This is a genomic window from Agrobacterium sp. 22-210-1, assembly GCF_053522525.1.
In genome coordinates, this window is sequence record NZ_JBNWCI010000001.1 from 984,340 (window position 1) to 1,003,459 (window position 19,120).

The following is a 19,120-nucleotide window of genomic DNA, read 5'->3' on the forward strand; positions in this document are numbered from 1 at the left end:
GTCAGAAGCCGACCATCGCCTGATCGGCGAGGGCCTGATTGATGGTCACACCATAGTCGTTCTGCAGACGGTTGACCATCTGGTCCAGCATATCGTCGCCAGCTGCACGGGCAATGGCGGTAAATTGCTGGTCGTCATTGGCAAGCGCGTCGGCCGGGGCGTTGGTGTCAACCGAGGTGACCTTGAAGAGGATGCGGCTGGAACCCTCGGCATCTGCCGCCGTGCCAACCACGCCTTCAGCGCCGGAGAAAACGGCAGCAATCGTCTGGCGGCCGAAAATCGCATCCTCACTGGTGCGGCGCAGGCCGGATTTCTGTTCGACGGCAAGGCTGAGCTCGCCGGCAACAGCCTCAAGCGTCTCGCCCTTTTCAACGCGGGCCTTCAGCTCGTCGGCCTTGGCGGCAAGTGCTGTGCGCTGCTGCTCGGACGTCCAGTCGGCCACGACATCGTCGCGTACTTCGGCAAGCGTGCGGTCACGGGCGGGGATGATCTGCTCGGCATCGAACCAGATGTAACCTTCGCGGCCGAGATTGATCGGCAGGGCTTCGGTGCCGGGTTCGGTCTTGAAGACTTCCTGCGCCAGTTGCGGCGAAGGCAGGCCTTCGACCGCGTCGCCCTTTTCATCGAGGCCGGCGGCATCGATGGCGGCAATGGTGACGGGCTTGAGGTTCAGCTGCTTTGCGGCATCGGCAAGCGACGAACCACCGGCGCGCAGATCCTCGTAACGGTCGTGCACATTGGTGACTTCTTCCGCCGCTGCGGCAGTAGCGAGGTCCTTGCGGATATCTTCCTTGGCTTCATCCAGCGTGCGGGTGGTTTCCGGCTTGATGCCGGTGACGCGCAGGATGACCGGGCCGAAGGAGCCTTCGACGACGGCAGACACGCCGCCATCCTTCTGGATGCCGAAGGCTGCGTCGGCAATCGACTGGTCGGGGATCGTGTCCTTGGTGAATTCGCCGAGCGTCACGTCGGAAGCGGTCTTGCCCTGATCCTTCACCACCTGATCATAGGTGGTGTTGCCGAGACGGATCTGTTCGGCGGCAGCGGCAGCCATTTCCTTGTCCGTGAAGGTCAGCTGTTCAACCGTGCGGCGGCCGGCGGTGCGGAAGCTGTCCTTGTGGCTGTTATAATAGTCGGCGATCTGCGCGTCGGTCACCGAAGCCTGATCGGCAATGTCCGACGGTTCCAGCTTCACATAGGTGAACTTGCGGAATTCCGGTGCGCGATATTTCGTCTTGTTGGTTTCAAACCACGGCGTGAGCACATCGTCGCCCGGTGCCTTGACCGGCGGGATGACGGCGTTGGAAAGAATGACGTAGTCGACCGCGCGCTGCTCGTTGCGATACTGCTTCAGCGCATCCACCAGCACCTGCGGCGCGGCAAAACCATCTGACACGGCTTCGACAATCTGGCTTCTGACGGCAACCTTGCTGCGTTCCTTGATATAGTCGTCCTCGCGGAAGCCGGAATTGCGCAGGCGTTCGCTGAACAGATTGCGGTCGAACTGGCCGTTGACCGACTTGAAGGCCGGGTCTTCGGCAATGAGCTTGGCAAGGCGATCTTCCGAAAGGCCGAGATTCATCTTGGATGCAAGCTCGTCGAGCGATGCCCCTGCAGCAAGCTGGCTGAAGACCTGCCGGTCGATGCCGAAGGCCTTGGCCTGTTCGGTCGTCAGCCTTGTGCCGAACTGGCGGCTGAGATCGGAAATCTGGCGCTGATAGGCGAGGCGGAACTCCTGCGGGCTGACCGTCTGGTCACCCACCGTCATGACGGCGTGGGAATTGGCGGTGACAAGCGATGCGGAGACGCCCCAGACGCCAAACGAAACAACAAGCAGGAGAAGCAGCAGCTTGGCTGCCATGGTTCGAGAAGCATTTCTCAGGGAATCGAGCATCGTTATGCAAACCTCACAGGAACGTCATCGCGGTCGCCAGCCTTCCGGCCCGCAACGTATCGGCGTTCCTTAAATCAATCCAAACGGAAATTGAAGGGAATTTCCCTTGGAAAAACGGGGTTTTGAAAACGCTTATGTGATTGGAGCGGCGTTTTTCCGCCTTCATCTTCGCCGGATTGCCGTCATGAGGCGCAAAATAAAACCGCCCGGAGCGCCCAGGCGGTTGCGAAGAATCGTTTTTTAATCGGCTGTTAAGACCGCCCGCCGCGCTTAGAAAGCGCGGTCGCGCCGGATCGTCGCCTTGAATTCCTCGTCTTCACGCCGCATCTCGGCGATGACGGAGATCATCGATGTCACGAACATTACGCTGATCAGGGCCAGAAGCATCGTCAGAAATGTGAACATGATATCGTCTCCGGGAGTTTCGAGGAAATTTTCCCCGTTATCAGTAATAATTCATATACTGGTAGCGGGCGGTCAGCTGCGGGTAGTCCGGTCCCTGGGCTTCAGGCTTCTGCTCATAAAGGCTAAACGTCGTTGCTACCATTGCGATAACCAGTACTGTCCAGGCGGTGCTGATGACGCTGATTTTCGCCGAAGTAGACTGTTTTTCTCTTACAAACATCTGTCCGTTCCTTTGGTTCTTTCTTAACGCGCCATGCCTCAACATGTTCCGCGTCAATCGTAAAAATCGATTAGCATCGCGCCTGTGAAACTTCCTTGAATGGCTCGTTCATCTGGCGTTCAGGAAACTGGCTAAGGGCGTCATTCGAGAAAAAGATACTCGGCAGCGAATGATGCGATGACCGAAAGGACGATCATGAAGGCCAGCATTTTCAATTCTCCGGATGCTTAACGAGTGAGGGGCGTTTCGGTTTCCCGATGTTGTGCATTTAAACAAAATAGCTCTGAAACCGCACTGAACGGCCCATTCATCGCGGGTTCACGGCACAGCCGCGGTTGTGCCGTGCGGTTATAATGTCTTGCGCCGCGTGCCTCTCCATGACAAAAGGCGGGCACATGATACCCAGCATCGAAGCGCGCCCACCATCTGAGAGCGATATGACGATTGCCTTTTATCCAGGATCATTCGATCCGATGACCAACGGACATCTGGATGTGCTTATCCAGGCGCTGAACGTGGCGTCGAAAGTCATCGTTGCCGTCGGCATTCATCCCGGAAAAGCGCCGCTGTTCAGCTTTGAGGAGCGGGCGGCGCTGATAAAGCAGGCGCTTGCCGAACATCTGCCGTGCGAAGCGGCGCGCATGGAAGTCGTCTCCTTCGACAATCTGGTGGTGGATGCCGCCCGTCAGCACGGAGCGCGCCTTTTGCTGCGCGGCCTGCGCGATGGCACCGATCTCGATTATGAAATGCAGATGGCCGGCATGAACCGCCAGATGGCGCCTGATATCCAGACCGTGTTCCTGCCCGCCGGCACCTCGTCGCGACCCATTACAGCCACATTGGTCCGGCAGATCGCCGCCATGGGCGGCAATGTCGACGCCTTCGTGCCGAAAGCCGTGCTTGAAGCCCTCAACGCCAAGCTGAAGCGCTGACTTCAGCCCCACATTCTGGAGCCAATCCGATGAAACTCGTTCGATTTGCCTTTGCCGGCGCCATGTTTGCAGGCGCACTTGCCGCCAGCACCATTGCTTCCGCCGCCGAACTTCTCACCGTACAACTGAAGGACGGTCCCGTTGTCATCGAGCTGATGCCGGAAGTCGCGCCCAAGCACGTGGCGCAGATCGAGGCGCTGGCCAAGAAGGGCGCTTATGACAACGTCGCCTTCCACCGCGTCATCGACGGTTTCATGGCGCAGACCGGCGACGTGCAGTACGGCAATATGGAAAAGGGTTTCAGCGCCCAGCGCGCCGGCACCGGCGGCTCCGACCTGCCGGATATTCCGGCTGAGTTCTCCAAGACGCCGTTCACACGGGGCGTGGTCGGCATGGCCCGTTCGCAGGATCCGAATTCCGCCAATTCGCAGTTCTTCATCATGTTCGCCGACGGTCCGTTCCTGAACGGCCAATATACCGTGGTCGGCAAGGTCGTGTCCGGCATGGAAGCCGTGGACAAGATCAAGCGTGGCGCCGGCGGCAACGGTGAAGTTTCCAACCCCGACCGGATGATCAAGGTCACCGTCGGCAAAAAGTAAGGTGGGGCAATAGAGCCCGAACAGAGGAGAATAATCATGGCCGAGATCAAGGATCCGGAAAACACCATCATCATGGAAACGACGACCGGCAAGGTCGTGATCCAGCTGCTTCCGGAAGTTGCGCCTGGCCACGTTGCCCGCATCAAGGAACTGGTATCGGAAGGTGCTTATGACGGCGTCGTGTTCCACCGCGTCATCGAAGACTTCATGGCCCAGACGGGCGACGTGAAGTTCGGCAAGAAGGGTTCGGAAAGCTTCAACCCGGCACGCGCCGGCATGGGCGGCTCTGAAAAGGAAGACCTCAAGGCTGAGTTTTCCGCCATTCCGCACGTTCGCGGCACCTGCTCCATGGCCCGTTCGCAGAGCCCGAACTCCGCCAACTCGCAGTTCTTCATCTGCTTCACCGATTCGCCCTGGCTGAACAAGCAGTACACCGTCTGGGGCCAGGTCATCGAAGGCATGGAAGCCATCGACAAGGTCAAGCGCGGCGAGCCGGTGAAGGATCCCGATTCGATCGTTTCCATCAAGCTCGCTTCTGCGGCTTGATTTTCGGAAATTGCAGTTCGACCCGTCTCGCAGTCTATGCGAGGCGGGTTTTGACGTTTATTGACGGTACGTGATTTTAAGGATGGACGCGGCAGTTTTGACGCTTGCCATCCGTCGCGTCGTTCTCTTCTTCCCTCATTCCTGTGCTTGTCACAGGAATCCAGCCAGCCCAAGTCCCTGGGCTGAAAGGACTCCTCCCGCCGCGCAGACGCGCGCCGACTGGATTCCTGTGACAAGCACAGGAATGAGGGGCGAGGGGTGCGGATGCGTCGGGCCGCAAAACACCGTGCCGTGTCAAATTGGATTTCTGGAAGACCCTTGCAATGCGTGTAGACCTGTTCGATTTCGATCTGCCCGAGGAGAATATCGCCCTGCGCCCGGCGAACCCGCGCGACAGCGCGCGCCTGCTGGTGGTCGATCCGAATGAGAGCCGCATGGAAGACCATCGCGTCTTCGATCTGCCGTCCTTCCTGAAGCCCGGCGATGCGCTGGTGTTCAACGACACCCGCGTCATTCCCGCCCAGCTCGAAGGCGTGCGGCTGCGCGAAGGCGCGCCGGAGACGGCGGTTTCGGCCACGCTGCACATGCGCGCTGATCAATCCCGCTGGAAGGCTTTCGCGCGTCCCGGCAAGCGCATCAAGCAGGGCGACCGCATCCGTTTCGGTTATGAGCGCGACAATGCCTGCGGCCTTGCCCATCTGGAAGCCACCGTCGAGGAGAAGGGCGAGGAGGGCGAGATCACGCTGCTGTTCGACGTCTCCGGCCCGGTGCTGGACGAGGCGATCGCCTCAGTCGGCCATATTCCCTTGCCGCCCTATATCGCGGCGAAACGGCCGGAAGATGCACAGGACCAGACCGACTACCAGACCATCTATGCCCGCGAAAAGGGAGCCGTTGCCGCCCCCACCGCCGGGCTGCATTTCACGCCCGATCTGTTTGCCGCGCTGGACAAGGTGGGCATCGAGCGGCATTTCGTGACGCTTCACGTTGGGGCAGGCACCTTCCTTCCGGTTAAGTCCGACGATACCGACGATCACAAGATGCATTTCGAGATCGGCCATGTGTCGCAGGAAACCGCCGACCGGCTGAATGCGGTAAAGGCGCGCGGCGGGCGCATCGTCTGCGTCGGCACCACCTCGCTGCGGCTGATCGAAAGTGCGGCTGACGAGAATGGCGTTATCCACCCGTGGTCCGACGCCACCGGCATCTTCATCACGCCCGGTTATCGTTTCCGGGCAGTCGATATTCTGATGACCAATTTCCACCTGCCGAAATCGACGCTGTTCATGCTCGTTTCGGCTTTCTGCGGTCTCGAAACGATGCGTGACGCTTATAAGCACGCCATCGAAACCGGATACCGTTTTTATTCCTATGGCGATTCCAGCCTGTTGTTCCGGAAAAACTGATGCACGACAAATTCACCTTCACCCTGAAAGCCACGAGCGGCGGCGCGCGCCTCGGGGAAGTCGCCATGCCGCGCGGCGTCATCCGCACGCCCGCCTTCATGCCTGTTGGCACCGTCGGCACCGTCAAGGCCATGTATCTCGATCAGGTGCGTGAGCTGGGGGCCGATATCATTCTCGGCAATACCTATCATCTGATGCTGCGGCCGGGTCCGGAGCGTGTTGCCCGTCTCGGTGGTCTGCATGAGCTGATCCGTTGGCCGCACCCGATCCTCACCGACAGCGGCGGCTTCCAGGTTATGTCGCTTTCGGGTCTGCGCAAGCTCGACGAGAAGGGCGTGACCTTCAAGAGCCATGTGGACGGTTCGCTGCACCATATGTCGCCGGAACGCTCGATCGAAATTCAGGGCATGCTCGATTCGGACATCCAGATGCAGCTCGACGAATGCATTGCGCTGCCGGCCGAGCGCAAGGAAATCGAGCGCGCCATGGAAATGTCGCTGCGCTGGGCGGAGCGCTGCCGCGTCGCCTTCGGCGAACAGCCCGGCAAGGCCATGTTCGGCATCGTGCAGGGCGGCGACCAGCCGGATTTGCGCATCCGCTCGGCCGAAGGGCTGAAGCAGTTTGATCTCAAGGGCTATGCGGTCGGCGGCCTTGCCGTCGGCGAGCCGCAGGATGTGATGCTGGGCATGCTCGACATCACCCTGCCGGTGCTGCCCACCGAAAAGCCGCGTTATCTGATGGGCGTCGGCACGCCTGATGATATCCTGAAATCGGTGGCGCGCGGCATCGACATGTTCGACTGCGTGATGCCGACCCGTTCCGGTCGTCACGGGCTTGCCTTTACCCGTCGCGGCAGGGTCAACATCCGCAATGCCCGCCATGCCGAGGATATGCGGCCGCTGGACGAGCAGTCCAACTGCCCGGCCTCGCGCGATTATTCCCGCGCCTATCTGCATCATCTCACCCGCTCCAACGAGGCGCTGGGCGGCATGCTGCTGTCCTGGCATAATCTTGCCTATTATCAGGAGCTGATGCAGGGTATCCGTAAGTCGATCGAGGAAGGCCGTTTCGCCGATTTTTATGCGGAAACCATAGAAATGTGGGCGCGGGGCGATATAGACCCGATCTGACGCTTCCCGACCTTTCTCCTGTTTCGGACGCTTTCCTTGGCACATGCGCCTTACGTTCTTTTCCGGGATGATACGACCGGCGCGGTGACAGCCTTCGCCGAGCCGGAAGAGATCATCGTCGCGGATGAGCCTGAGGCCTTTTTTGCCGCGCTCAAGCGCATGGAAGCGCTGCGACGGGCCGGGAAATACCTTGCCGGCTATATGTCCTACGAGGCGGGTTTCCTGTTCGAGCCGAAGCTTGCGCCTCTTGCCGATGAACCCCGCAATGTGCCGTTTCTGCGCTTCGGCGTCTTTTCCGGCCCGCAGCCGGATGCCGGGCGGTTTGCGCGTCCCGACGCGCTGCCAGATGCGGATGCGTTTCTTTCCAATCCCGTGCCGGCATGGACACTCCAGGAATACCAGCAGCGCTTTGCGCGACTGCACGACCACCTGCGTCGTGGCGATTGTTATCAGGGCAATCTGACCATGCCCGTCACTGCCCGCTGGAGCGGCGATCCGCTCACTGCCTTCTGGTCGCTGATCGCGCGCCAGCCGGTGAAATACGGCGCGCTGGTCGATCTTGGTGGCCCGGTCATCCTGTCGCGCTCGCCGGAACTGTTTTTCTCGGTCGATGGCGAGGGGTTCATCGAAACCCATCCGATGAAGGGCACGACGCCGCGCGGGGCGGATGCGGAGAAGGACCGGGCAATTATCGCGGCGATGTTGGCGGATGAAAAGACGCTGGCCGAAAACCGCATGATCGTCGATCTGCTGCGCAATGATATTTCCCGCATCACCGAGGTCGGTAGCCTCGATGTGCCGAGGCTGTTCGATATCGAGACCTATCCGACCGTGCACCAGATGGTCAGCCACGTCAGGGCAAAGCTTCTGCCTGACGTGACGGTGGAAGAGATTTTTGCCTCGCTGTTTCCCTGCGGCTCCGTCACCGGCGCACCAAAAATGTGGGCAATGAAAATCCTGCGGGAGCTGGAAGCCGGCCCGCGCGACGCCTATTGCGGAGCGATCGGCTTCATATCTCCTGATGGAGATATGCGGTTCTCCGTGGCGATCCGCACCCTCAGCCTGTTCGATAACGGCCGCGCCGTCTTTAATGTCGGCGGCGGCATCGTCTTCGATTCCGTTGCCGAGGCGGAATATGACGAGTGTCTGTTGAAATCGAAATTCGCGGTGGGGGACAGGTTGTTGCGGGGGTGATCGAGATGCGCACTTGACAGTTATGCATATTTTGATCCGCAGCGAACATCATTTCCTTGCTAAAAGGTGTAAAATACGTATTTTACACAAAAGGGAGACTGGCGACCGTGGCGCAAACGATAAGAGTTCCAGCGACTGAGTTCGCTCGTAAATTCACGACGTTCCGGGAACAGGTGCAAACTGCGGGCGTGATAGAGGTTACGGCGCATAATCGCACGATTGGTGCGTTCCTCTCAGCATCTGAACTCGATCATTATCGGGACCTGCAAAGACGCGAGCGTGAAGTCATCAAAGTAAGCGAGATGGATGACGAGACCATGGCGTCGATTATGGGCGCCGAATACGGCAAAGCTTCCGAGTGAGTTATCCGACTCCCGTTCCGGGCCTTATAATTCGCTATAACTACCTGTGGCATCGGGAAAAAAGCGAAGGCCTTTCGGTAGGGCGCAAGGACAGGCCTTGCGCCATCATCGTGTATCACTCCAAGACCAATGACACGATTGTCGTACCGATCACACATTTTCCTCCCGACTTTGGTGAGGAAGACACATCCATCGAAATTCCCGCTGAACTCTGTAGCCAACTGGGCCTAGATGACGATGCCAACTGGGTCCGAGTGAGCGAGGTCAATCGTTTCGAATGGCCGGGTATTCACTTGAGGGCGCTTCCCGCAGACCCGAACCGGTATGACTACGGTATGATTCCTCAGGAATTCTTCGAGCAGATCAAAAGCAAACTTCATCAGACAATGAAGAATGGACGTGTTGCTCAGGCCAAGCGTTAAGTGCGCCAGTGGTCATGGAAGTCAGCCGGAACTGGCTCACCGCCCGATCACCTCAAATACGCCATCCTCCACCAGCACTTCCTTCGCTGCCGCGTGGCTCAGAAAACCCGAAGGGCTGGCGCTGGCGCCATAGGCGCCCGATTGCAGGATGGCGAGGAGATCACCGGCCTTCAGCCTGGGCAGTGCGGCATTGCGGGCCAGTGTGTCGAGGGGCGTGCAGAGCGGGCCGACGATCGTTGCGGTCTCGTCGTATTCTGCCTGCATTTTGGCGGGTGCGACGATGGGGTAGTTGCGCTTGACGATCTGGCCGAGATTGCCCGAAGCGGCGAGGTGATGGTGCATGCCGCCATCCGTCACCACGAAGGTGGTGCCGCGCGAGGTTTTTACCGAATTCACTTCCGCCACATAGATGCCGCCGGGGCCGGCGAGGAAGCGGCCGGGTTCGACGATGATATGGGCGTCGGTTATCAGAGGATGCGCTTTCACAAGCGCCTTGAGGTCGGGAATGGCGGCGCTGACTTTTTCAAGATCGAGCGGCGTTTCGCCTGCGAAATAGGGGATGCCCAGGCCGCCGCCGAGATCGATGGTTTCGAGCGGTCTGCCCAGCATTTGCGCCATGCGTGCGGCAAGGGAAATGGCGTGTCGCCATTGGGAGACAAGCATGTCGGCGTCGAGGATCTGTGTGCCGCCGTAGATGTGCACGCCGACGAGATCGATATGTCTGGCGTCCCTGAAGAGCGGCAGGACGTTTTCCAGCTCTTCCTCGTCGAAACCGAAAGCCGTGGCCTTGCCGCCCATGCGCATGGCGCCGGCTTGAGCATCCGGCACGGGGTTGATGCGGATCGAGGCTTTGACCGGTTTGCCGATCGCTTCGATACGGGCGATTTCCTCGGCGCTTTCAATATGGATTTCGCCGATGCCGCCTTCGATTACCTCGCGCAATTCGGCCATGCCCTTGCCGGGGCCGGCGAAGATGATGTTCTCAGGTGCGACACCCGCCTTGATCGCAGCGCGATATTCGCCGACGGAGGCGATTTCAGCGCCGGCGCCTTGTTGCCGGAAAAGTGCGATAATGGTGGGCAGGGGATTGGCCTTCACCGAATAATAGATATCGGCAAAGCCCGAGAGCGCCGTTTCAAGGTTCTGATAGGCGCGGCGCATGGCGCTGGCATCATAGAGGAAGCACGGCGTTCCGGTTTGGGCGACGATATCGTGAACCGCAAGTCCGCCGATGACAAGATCGTTGTCAGTGACCGAAAATTGCGCAGTCGCAAGGGCCGGGCCGTGGCTCTGGGTTTTATCCGTGGGCGACATTGTCCGTCCGTTCGCGCACCAGCGCGCGGTAATCCACCTTGCCATTGGCGGTGACCGGAAGCCGGTCGACCAGTTCGATGGCGCGCGGGATCATGAAGGGGGCGAGCATTTCGGCGGCTTTCCTGAGTGCTGCCGAAACGTCGATATTTTCATTGGCGGCGGTTGCCACGGCATGCACCCTTTCACCGGCAAAGGGGTCCGGTAGACCGATGACGGCAACCTGCTGGAACAGCCCTGTTGACATCAGGCTTTCTTCCACCTCGGTCGGGCTGATGCGATAGCCTGACGATTTGATCATCGCATCGTTGCGAGCAACGAAGCTGAAGAAGCCATTCTCGTCTTCCACGGCCAGATCACCGGAATAACAGACGGTTTCGCCGCCCAGGGCCGCCGGAATGAAGGGATGAGGGCGCAGCACTTTTGCCGTGTCTTCCGGCCGGTTCCAGTAGCCGAGCGATACCGTCGGGCCGCGATGGACGAGAATGCCCGGCTCGCCCGGTTTTGCCCGTTGTCCCTTATCGGTGACGATGAAGATTTCACATTCCGGAATGGCCTTGCCGATGGAGGTCGGGCGGCTGTCGATTTCTTCCGGTGGCAGGAAGGTGGAGCGGAAGGCCTCGGTTAGACCATACATCAGGTAGATTTTTGTATCCGGCAGCTTTTCGCGCAGCGCCTTTACGGTTTCCTGCGGCACGCGCCCGCCGGAATTGGTGATATAGCGCAGATGCGGCAGGGGCGTCTTTGCGAGCGAGGGGGCCGCCCTCGTCAGGATTGCCCAGACGGTCGGCACGCCGGCGAGACCTGTCACGGCGTGGTCGCGCAGATCGCGGACGATATCGTCGCCCAGCCGAAAGGTGGAGATGATCGTGGTGGCGCCCTGTTCCACGGCCGTCAGCAACTGGTTCAGGCCATAATCGAAGCTGAAGGGCAGGAGGGAAAGAATACGGTCGCTCGCCGTAATCTCCAGATAGGTCCGCACAATGCGCGCGCCGGCCAGAAGATTGCGGTGTGACAGCATCACGCCCTTGGGTGAGCCGGTGGAGCCGGATGTATAGAGGATCGCCGCAAGGTCCTCGCCGATTGCCGCCGAGGTTTTGGCAGGCGCGTTCGAGCGGGTCTCGATATTTTCCGTCAGCAATACGCTCACATCGGCCAAGCCTTCCAGCGCTGCGCCGAGTTCTTCCTGCATCGCCCTGCTGCTGATGACGATTTTCGCGCCGCAATCCGTGATGATATGGCGGATCTGCTGTGATTTCAGCAGCGCATTGACCGGCACAAAAACGCAGGATGCCATGCTGACGCCGAAGATCGACCAGCATTCCTCTATGCCGCGTGGCAGGAAAATGACGACTCTGTCGCCGCGTTCTGCGCCGGCCTGCTGCAGGGCAGCCGCGCAAAGGCTCGCCGCTTGCGCGAATTCCCGATAGCTCAGCGCGATATCTTTATGGATAAGGGCCTGATCGTCGCTTGCCGCCTGTGCGGCGAGCAGGTGGTGCAGCAGGAAATGCGGTGTCATCTCCTCCGTTCCCTGAGGACGAAGGCGATGAGATCAGCGGGTGTACCGAGATTGTCAGGCGTGAAATGTTCATCATCGAGAATGATGCCAAAACTCTCGCCGAGGAAGATCATCAATTCCAGAAAACCGAGCGAATCGATCGCGCCGCCTTCAAGAAGCAGGGTATCGTCGGTAAAAGGTGCGTGGGCGGGAAAACGGCTCGAGAGATAGGAATGGATCGTATCAGCAACGTTGGTTTCGCTTTTCTTTGCCGCAAGCATGCTTGTTCTCCGATTTCCCGTGTGTTTCCCATAAAACCCGCCTGAAATGACGCTTTATCTACAAAGGTCGATATTCTGTCAGGTCAGTTATGGTTCACTAAAATACCTAGGGTGGCAATAACACCAACTCTGAGTATGTTTCGTTAATAAAATGTGGGTTCCATGCGCCTTTTACTTGTATCGGCGCGAATTTATGTGCCGCGAACCCGCCGGCATTGCGCTCACCATCAAGCGCCGCCATCGTCAGGGCAAGCCTGCCCCGGAACAGAAGATGGCGAGCGATTGCAGAAATATGCCTTTGCGCGATCTCTCGGTCCTCGCAATAAATCAAGCGGGCGGAGGGCAGCTTTTTGGTTGTGGTTTTCAAGAACACCAGCGGATAGTGATGGCCGTCCGCCTGCATTATGGCCACGATGCAGCCGAGCCGCAGGTGATCTTCCAGCATCTCACGCATTGCGGCCGGCAGGGTATCGGGCGACACGGCTGCAAGCGGGCTCAGCCGCTCGCCGGAAGGACGCAGAGCCTTGAGCGGCAGGGGATAAAAAAGCGTGTGATCCGTCACCGTCTGAAAACCCAGCCTCTCGTTCAGCTTGCAGGCTTCGGGAGACGGGGTGAGGTCGGTAAACAGTTCTTCCTCAGACGAGGAGGCCATTTGCAGCATACGCGGTGCAAACCACCGGCACGAAGGCTCGACATACCAGCTGGACAGGTTGACGACGATGCTGCCAGTTTCGGGCAGACGGCTTTTGATCGTCAACAGAACGCCCGCCGCGTCCTCACCCTTCATCAGCAATTGCCCGATCGAACCGAGTTTCCGGCGCGCATGGTGGTCGCTGATAAGCGCCAGTCCGCGGGACCAGAAAGCCGCGCTTTTTTCGGGGAAACCTTTCGCCAAAAGGGCAACGGCGGCGGCGCGGTTTCCGTTGTCGATCGGTACGATTTTCAGAGGTCGCTCTCCGCTGTCTGGCGTTAACTGGCCGGGGAAAGAGATTTTTCAACCTCGCCGCGTAGTATTGCCTTACGACGATAGATTTACTGTCCCGTTAATCGTCTGGGCTGCAGGGCGGCGGCGGCGATCACGTTTGCATGCAAGGCAGGCGCGCCGAACGCGCCCGCCTCCTGTGATTTGCCGATCAATAGACCACGACGCCGCGGATGCTTTCGCCTTTGTGCATCAGGTCGAAACCCTTGTTGATGTCTTCGAGCGGCATCACGTGGGTGATCATCGGATCGATCTGGATCTTGCCTTCCATGTACCAGTCGACGATCTTCGGCACGTCGGTGCGGCCGCGTGCGCCGCCAAAGGCGGTGCCCATCCAGTTGCGGCCGGTAACGAGCTGGAACGGGCGCGTCGAGATTTCCTGGCCGGCACCGGCAACGCCGATGATGACAGACTTGCCCCAGCCGCGATGCGAGGATTCCAGCGCCTGACGCATGACCTTGGTATTGCCGGTGCAATCGAACGTATAATCCGCGCCGCCGATCAGGTCGCCGTTGCGCTTCGTCATGTTGACGAGATAGGGCACGATGTCGTCGCCGACTTCCTTGGGGTTGACGAAGTGGGTCATGCCGAACTTCTCGCCCCACGCCTTGCGATCATTGTTGATGTCCACACCGATGATCATATCCGCACCGGCAAGGCGCAGGCCCTGCAGCACGTTGAGGCCGATGCCACCGAGACCGAAGACGATGGCGGTCGCGCCGATCTCGACCTTGGCGGTGTTGATGACAGCACCGATGCCGGTGGTGACGCCGCAGCCGATGTAGCAGACCTTGTCGAATGGCGCGTCGGGATTGATCTTGGCGAGCGCGATTTCCGGCAGGATGGTGTAGTTCGAAAAGGTCGAGCAGCCCATGTAGTGATGGATCTTGTCCTTGCCGATCGAGAAACGCGAGGTACCGTCAGGCATGACGCCCTGACCCTGGGTGGCGCGGATCGAGGTGCAGAGATTGGTCTTGCGCGAGGTACAGGAATAACATTCGCGGCATTCCGGTGTGTAGAGCGGAATGACGTGGTCACCCTTCTTGACCGAGGTGACGCCGGGGCCGACATCAACGACGATACCGGCACCCTCATGGCCGAGGATTGCCGGAAACAGACCTTCCGGATCGGCTCCCGACAGGGTGAAATCGTCGGTGTGGCAGATGCCGGTCGCCTTGACCTCAACAAGCACTTCGCCGGCGCGGGGACCTTCCAGCTGGACGGTCATGACCTCAAGCGGTTTTCCTGCCTGAATGGCAACTGCGGCGCGAACGTCCATTTTCGATCTCCTGGCGTTGTCTCATGATTGGATAGGGCTGTTTTGCCCGAGCTTGTCGGCAGGGACAAGGGGCAAAAGCGACCTTCACGTCTCAGTTACGACCAAAAAAGTGAAGCACGTCTCCGTGCTGGACGAGAAGAGCGAGCCTCGGCAAAATTGTATCCGCAATGGAATATCGACCCAGCGTATTCAATTGAATATTTCGACTATAATAAATTATGAATATCTGATTTAAATATATGATTTTACATACTATTTTTGATATTTGGGTGATCTTTAATTTACGAATCTGGTGTTTAATTCGCCATGTAGAATGACGAATGAAATTGGGCGGCCATCAATCGGTGGTTCCGGAAAATACCTTTATCTCGCGAGTGCAATTGGCCTTCGCCACTTGTGTCGCGCCGCCATGATCGCGGTGAGCATCAGCGGTTTTGCTGAATTTATTTTCTGTGGCCGGGGGAATTTCGCCCGGCTGCAGTTTTTGTGTGTCTGGCTGGGGGGAGCCGGAACGATCCGTGGCGGTTGGATGAAAAGCGATCATTGCAGATGTTTCATATTGAAAAAATCTTGAGCGCGTCGGCGCGTCATTTCCGCCTGCTTCTGAGGGATCGGCGGGCAAATTTTGCGATCATGACGGCATTGCTGATGCCGGTTTTTCTTTTCACGTTCGGACTGCTGTTCGAAGGTGGCCGGGCGCTGGCCTATTACAGCCAGTCGAAGCGGGTGATCGCGCAGGCCTGTGAGCGCTCGACGAAACCGACCCGGACGAATGTGCCTATCGATGAGGTGCGCCGCAAAAACGTGCTGGATACGTTCGACGCGCTCATCACTTCCACCAAACAGGATGTGGTGAGCCGCGATGTGACGATCGACTGGTTGACCACCGATATTGAAGCGAAATTTACCTATAAGACGGTGTTGGGCGGCCTGTTCAATGTCGAAAAGATGGACTACGCGCTGACTTACCGTTGCGACGGTATTCCTCCCTATCCCTATGACGGCGAGGTAATCGTCAACAACACATTCGACCGGCTGAACGGTAAAGACCGGATTCTCAAAAACGGTAAAGGCCCCGACGCCCCGAATGGTTGCTGGGGCGTTGTCAGCTATGAGGAAATTGGATGGAATGGTGGCACAGGCCCCGGCATCGAGCTTCAGGACTGGAGCAATGCGGCGTGCCGCAAGAAATTCGGCTGGCAGGGTTATGAGGAGCCGAAGAAGGATGCCGGAGCTGCTTGCGCCAGCGTCTCGCAGCCGGACGTCGCACCGACGGACGCAAAAGATCCGAAAAACAACAACAAACTGAAAGAGCCCGATAAGGACGCGTCGCAATCCGCGGCAACGAATCCATGTCCACCCAAGCCGGACGATCCGCAAAAACCCTCTTTGCTGAAAGCCGAAAATGGCGGAATACCGCCGACCAAATATGTGGTGGAACTGGATAGCCATTGGGATAATCAGAAGAAAAGCGACGCCAACAGTTCCATCTTCAAGATTGTCGAACTGCATCCCGGAAAATATGAGGTTTCGGTCTGGTATAATGGCCGCAACGACGCCTATGGCGGCACCAACGACATCGACATCTTCCTGCAGCTCCAGCGTCCGCAACTAGGCCCCGAAAAGAAGATCATCGAAATGGCGCAGAAGGACAAAGTCTTCTGGGAGCGCCGCAGTTATTCGATCACGGTTGATATCTATTCCGTCTACAAGCTGACGATTGCCGCAGGCGGGAAAAGCGACAGTCTTGGCGGCATCATCACGGCTTTTGAGGTGAAGTATGTCGACTCACCGAAATAAAGGCCTCTTTCGCCGTTGCCGTGCTCGGTTCCGCTCTTATGCACTCGACATCCGGGCGGCCACCGCCGTCGAGTTTGGCCTGCTCATGCCGCTCTATTTCCTGCTGGTCTTCGGCATTTTCGAAGTCGGTCTGGCGCTGCTGCTCACTCTCAATCTGGCAACCGCGGCCAATGCCGGCGCGGAAATGCTGCGCAAGGCGGCGGCAAGCCATACGGCGGTTACCGAAATCGAATTCAGGCGTGTCATCGCCTCGAATTTCCTGCTCGGCACGACGGAAATCGACATGAAGATAACGCTCGTCCCGATCCCGGATGCGGATTTCACCGCCGTGCCGCTGACATTTCCCATCGAGAACAAGTTTCAGGCGCCGGATAAAAAAGCCGGGCAATATCTTCTGGCGCTTGGTTACAATTGGCTATTCATTCTGCCCACGACGCGCCTGCTGATCCCCGGTGGTAGCGACACGCAGCCGCAATTACAGAATGTCTCTCTGGCGATCACCGCCGTTCGGGTGACGGAATGATGGTGTTTCGGCTGAAATCCGTCCTCGCCGCCATGGTGCGGTCGCGCTCCGGCGTCGCCGCGGTGGAATTCTCCCTGCTATTGCCAATGCTGATCATTTTTCTGGCGGTGATGATCGAGACTGGTCGTGGCTGGCTCAGCTACGACCGTTTCGTCACGGTCGTCGACAATACAGCCCGCTGGTCCGCCCGTTTCCCGGAATTCGAGGAGCGGGTGAGGACGGGGGTAAAAACCTTTGTCATTGAGGCCGGGCAACCTCTTGACTCGAAGAAGCTCGATCTGACCTTGCGGAGCGCCAAATTGGTGGGCGGCGTCGCAACCGTCGAATTCGCGCCCTACAACTTCTTCGGGTCCGCAGAAGCCGTGACCTGGGACAAGATGCTGAAGGCGGGAAATTTCAAGGAAGAGGAAGCCGTCATCGTGATTTCAGGGCGTTATAAATATAGCCCGCTATTCTCGTTCCTGCGCCCGACGACCATCGAGTTCGAATATGTCGCCACGGTCAATCCGTATTTCTCGCGGCACTATAAATATCAGAAGGGCAAGTCGGACTGGTCCTTCTGGAATGTTCGCTGAGGATAACGGTCACCGTACGTGCCCTGAACGGGCTTTCCCTTTCACTGCTCCCCTGCGCCGGAAACCTTGATGGGTTCGCCCATCCCCAGCCACTGCGCGCAATCCTTCAGCGCCCGAGCTGCAACCAGCTGACGTTTCATGATCGTCTTGTCCTTGCCGCGAAAACGTTTCACGCCCTCCGGCTTGACGATGGAACCCGGCTCCAGTTCAGGGAACAGGCCGAAATTGATGTTCATCGGCTGGAAGGAACGTTTGCCCGGCTCATCATCTGAGGAGAGGTGGCCGCCGGTGATGTGGTTGAGAAGCGAACCGAGGGCCGTGGTGGCCGGCGGCAGGCTCAGGGCCTCGCCCTTCCGTTCGGCGGCGGCGAAGCGGCCCGCGAGCAGGCCGACCGAGGCGCTTTCCACATATCCCTCGCAGCCGGTGATCTGGCCGGCGAAACGCAGGTCCGGACGGGATTTCAGCTTCAGCGACGGATCGAGCAGGGTCGGGGAATCGATATAGGTGTTGCGGTGCAGGCCGCCGAGACGCGCGAATTCCGCATTTTCGAGGCCCGGAATCATGCGGAACACATCCGCCTGCACGCCATATTTCAGCTTGGTCTGGAAACCCACCATGTTGTAGAGCGTGCCGAGCGCATTGTCCTGGCGCAGCTGGACCACGGCATAGGCCTTCACGGTGGGGTTATGGGCATTGGTCAGCCCCATCGGTTTCATCGGGCCATGGCGCAGCGTCTGGCGGCCGCGTTCGGCCATGATCTCGATCGGCAGGCAGCCGTCGAAATAGGGTGTGCCTTCCCATTCCTTGAACCCGACCGTGTCGCCGGCAATCAGCGCGTCGATGAAGGCGTTATATTGCTCTTCGTCCATCGGGCAGTTGATGTAGTCCTTGCCCGTGCCGCCGGGGCCGACCTTGTCGTAACGCGACTGGTACCAGCAGATATCCATGTTGATGCTGTCGCGGTGCACGATGGGGGCTATGGCGTCGAAAAAGGCCAGCGCATCCTCACCCGTTTCTGTCTGCACTGCCGCCGCCAGATCCGGCGAGGTGAGCGGCCCGGTGGCAATGATTGTGCTGCCCCATTCCCTCGGTGGCAGGCCGGAAACCTCTTCGCGGACAATCGTCACCAGTGGGTGACTTTCCAGCATTTCGGTAACGGCAAGCGAAAACCCGTCGCGGTCGACGGCAAGCGCGCCGCCGGCCGGCACCTGATGTTTGTCGGCACAGGCCATGATCAGCGAGCCGGCAAGCCGCATTTCGGCATGGATGACGCCGACCGCATTGGCCGTCGCATCATCGGAGCGGAAGGAGTTGGAACAGACCAGTTCCGCCAGCGTATCACCCTTATGCGCATCCGTGCCGCGCACGCCGCGCATTTCGTGCAGGATGACGGGCACGCCGCTCTCAGCAATCTGCCACGCGGCTTCCGAACCGGCCAGTCCGCCGCCCACGACATGAATGGGAGAATGGGTCTTGTCTTGCATGCTGGCGTCCATGGGCCGCCGCGGGGCAAAGGCTCCCGTCCGCCGGCTGTCTCTCGAGTGATTGTTCCGCGCGGGTCCTGAAGGACACGGCATTGTTTGCGGCATGCACTAGCATGCATGGCCGGGGCAGCCAAATGTTTTTGAGGGATGGAGGGTATGAGGGGGGCGAGCTGCTAACTTCGCGACAAGGCTGAGAAGCAGGCAAGCATTTTTGGGAGCGAGTGCGTACCGCTTGTTTCTTCTCCCCGCCGGGGAGAAGTCCGCGGCAGCGGGATGA

At 58.9% G+C, this 19,120-nt stretch carries 21 protein-coding genes; 11 read left to right on the forward strand and 10 right to left on the reverse strand.

Translation table 11 applies throughout. From position 1 onward, the window contains the following. Window position 1: 1 nt before the first annotated feature. The 3 genes from ACQZ5F_RS05040 to ACQZ5F_RS05050 form a co-directional block, all read right to left on the reverse strand. Window positions 2-1,894 (reverse strand): peptidyl-prolyl cis-trans isomerase, encoded by a 1,893-nt coding sequence (locus ACQZ5F_RS05040; protein WP_312357995.1) that lies wholly within the window; start codon window positions 1,892-1,894, stop codon window positions 2-4. 270 nt (window positions 1,895-2,164) lie between these two features. After that, a complete protein-coding gene (locus ACQZ5F_RS05045) occupies window positions 2,165-2,299 on the reverse strand; it encodes a hypothetical protein (protein ID WP_256367998.1) in 135 nt (44 codons plus the stop codon). 40 nt (window positions 2,300-2,339) lie between these two features. Beyond that, complete coding sequence (locus ACQZ5F_RS05050; protein ID WP_046798466.1) at window positions 2,340-2,519, reverse strand: hypothetical protein; 180 nt, start codon at window positions 2,517-2,519, stop codon at window positions 2,340-2,342. Window positions 2,520-2,956: 437 nt separating this feature from the next. On the opposite strand from ACQZ5F_RS05050, the gene coaD reads away from it, so the two are divergent. From coaD to ACQZ5F_RS05090, 8 genes are all read left to right on the forward strand, one after another. Beyond that, a complete protein-coding gene (gene coaD, locus ACQZ5F_RS05055; protein WP_448731085.1) occupies window positions 2,957-3,451 on the forward strand; it encodes a pantetheine-phosphate adenylyltransferase in 495 nt (164 codons plus the stop codon). A gap of 29 nt (window positions 3,452-3,480) precedes the next feature. Further along, entirely contained in the window at window positions 3,481-4,050 is a 570-nt protein-coding gene (locus ACQZ5F_RS05060) for a peptidylprolyl isomerase (protein WP_052819792.1), read from the forward strand. Window positions 4,051-4,086: 36 nt separating this feature from the next. After that, window positions 4,087-4,596 (forward strand): peptidylprolyl isomerase, encoded by a 510-nt coding sequence (locus ACQZ5F_RS05065; protein ID WP_046798353.1) that lies wholly within the window; start codon window positions 4,087-4,089, stop codon window positions 4,594-4,596. A gap of 323 nt (window positions 4,597-4,919) precedes the next feature. Continuing rightward, a complete protein-coding gene (queA, locus tag ACQZ5F_RS05070) occupies window positions 4,920-6,002 on the forward strand; it encodes a tRNA preQ1(34) S-adenosylmethionine ribosyltransferase-isomerase QueA (protein WP_448731056.1) in 1,083 nt (360 codons plus the stop codon). Further along, window positions 6,002-7,132, forward strand: a complete 1,131-nt coding sequence (tgt, locus tag ACQZ5F_RS05075) for a tRNA guanosine(34) transglycosylase Tgt (RefSeq protein ID WP_448731057.1) — start codon at window positions 6,002-6,004, stop codon at window positions 7,130-7,132. Before queA ends, tgt begins: the two co-directional genes overlap by 1 nt. A 36-nt stretch (window positions 7,133-7,168) precedes the next feature. Further along, window positions 7,169-8,326, forward strand: coding sequence for an aminodeoxychorismate synthase component I (locus ACQZ5F_RS05080; RefSeq protein WP_448731058.1), 1,158 nt, complete (start codon window positions 7,169-7,171; stop codon window positions 8,324-8,326). A gap of 107 nt (window positions 8,327-8,433) precedes the next feature. Continuing rightward, window positions 8,434-8,688: a type II toxin-antitoxin system Phd/YefM family antitoxin gene (locus tag ACQZ5F_RS05085; RefSeq protein ID WP_225245953.1), complete on the forward strand. Its 255-nt coding sequence runs from the start codon at window positions 8,434-8,436 to the stop codon at window positions 8,686-8,688. Continuing rightward, on the forward strand, window positions 8,685-9,110 hold the full coding sequence (locus tag ACQZ5F_RS05090) for a hypothetical protein (protein WP_448731059.1): 426 nt from the start codon (window positions 8,685-8,687) through the stop codon (window positions 9,108-9,110). The genes ACQZ5F_RS05085 and ACQZ5F_RS05090 overlap by 4 nt, the downstream gene beginning before the upstream one ends. A gap of 36 nt (window positions 9,111-9,146) precedes the next feature. On the opposite strand, the gene ACQZ5F_RS05095 is transcribed toward ACQZ5F_RS05090, so the two are convergent. The 6 genes from ACQZ5F_RS05095 to ACQZ5F_RS05120 form a co-directional block, all read right to left on the reverse strand. Continuing rightward, window positions 9,147-10,424: a type III PLP-dependent enzyme gene (locus ACQZ5F_RS05095; RefSeq protein WP_225339775.1), complete on the reverse strand. Its 1,278-nt coding sequence runs from the start codon at window positions 10,422-10,424 to the stop codon at window positions 9,147-9,149. Then, complete coding sequence (locus ACQZ5F_RS05100; RefSeq protein ID WP_225339776.1) at window positions 10,408-11,940, reverse strand: AMP-binding protein; 1,533 nt, start codon at window positions 11,938-11,940, stop codon at window positions 10,408-10,410. The genes ACQZ5F_RS05095 and ACQZ5F_RS05100 overlap by 17 nt, the downstream gene beginning before the upstream one ends. After that, entirely contained in the window at window positions 11,937-12,200 is a 264-nt protein-coding gene (locus ACQZ5F_RS05105; protein ID WP_046798361.1) for an acyl carrier protein, read from the reverse strand. The genes ACQZ5F_RS05100 and ACQZ5F_RS05105 overlap by 4 nt, the downstream gene beginning before the upstream one ends. 106 nt (window positions 12,201-12,306) lie before the next feature. Beyond that, on the reverse strand, window positions 12,307-13,047 hold the full coding sequence (locus tag ACQZ5F_RS05110) for a hypothetical protein (protein ID WP_448731086.1): 741 nt from the start codon (window positions 13,045-13,047) through the stop codon (window positions 12,307-12,309). 286 nt (window positions 13,048-13,333) lie between these two features. Then, on the reverse strand, window positions 13,334-14,461 hold the full coding sequence (locus ACQZ5F_RS05115) for an S-(hydroxymethyl)glutathione dehydrogenase/class III alcohol dehydrogenase (RefSeq protein ID WP_225339777.1): 1,128 nt from the start codon (window positions 14,459-14,461) through the stop codon (window positions 13,334-13,336). A gap of 337 nt (window positions 14,462-14,798) precedes the next feature. Next, on the reverse strand, window positions 14,799-15,083 hold the full coding sequence (locus tag ACQZ5F_RS05120; RefSeq protein ID WP_225339778.1) for a hypothetical protein: 285 nt from the start codon (window positions 15,081-15,083) through the stop codon (window positions 14,799-14,801). A 26-nt stretch (window positions 15,084-15,109) separates the two neighbouring features. On the opposite strand from ACQZ5F_RS05120, the gene ACQZ5F_RS05125 reads away from it, so the two are divergent. From ACQZ5F_RS05125 to ACQZ5F_RS05135, 3 genes are read left to right on the forward strand one after another with little or no spacing between them, the layout of a single operon-like run. Further along, a complete protein-coding gene (locus ACQZ5F_RS05125; protein WP_225339779.1) occupies window positions 15,110-16,261 on the forward strand; it encodes a pilus assembly protein in 1,152 nt (383 codons plus the stop codon). After that, the gene (locus tag ACQZ5F_RS05130; protein WP_052819799.1) at window positions 16,242-16,784 is read left to right on the forward strand and encodes a TadE/TadG family type IV pilus assembly protein; all 543 of its coding nucleotides are present in this window, start codon (window positions 16,242-16,244) and stop codon (window positions 16,782-16,784) included. Before ACQZ5F_RS05125 ends, ACQZ5F_RS05130 begins: the two co-directional genes overlap by 20 nt. Then, window positions 16,781-17,359: a TadE/TadG family type IV pilus assembly protein gene (locus ACQZ5F_RS05135; RefSeq protein ID WP_225339780.1), complete on the forward strand. Its 579-nt coding sequence runs from the start codon at window positions 16,781-16,783 to the stop codon at window positions 17,357-17,359. The genes ACQZ5F_RS05130 and ACQZ5F_RS05135 overlap by 4 nt, the downstream gene beginning before the upstream one ends. A gap of 41 nt (window positions 17,360-17,400) precedes the next feature. Here the strand turns inward: ACQZ5F_RS05135 and trmFO are convergent, their stop codons facing one another. After that, a complete protein-coding gene (gene trmFO, locus ACQZ5F_RS05140; RefSeq protein WP_225339781.1) occupies window positions 17,401-18,855 on the reverse strand; it encodes a methylenetetrahydrofolate--tRNA-(uracil(54)-C(5))-methyltransferase (FADH(2)-oxidizing) TrmFO in 1,455 nt (484 codons plus the stop codon). Window positions 18,856-19,120: the final 265 nt, after the last annotated feature.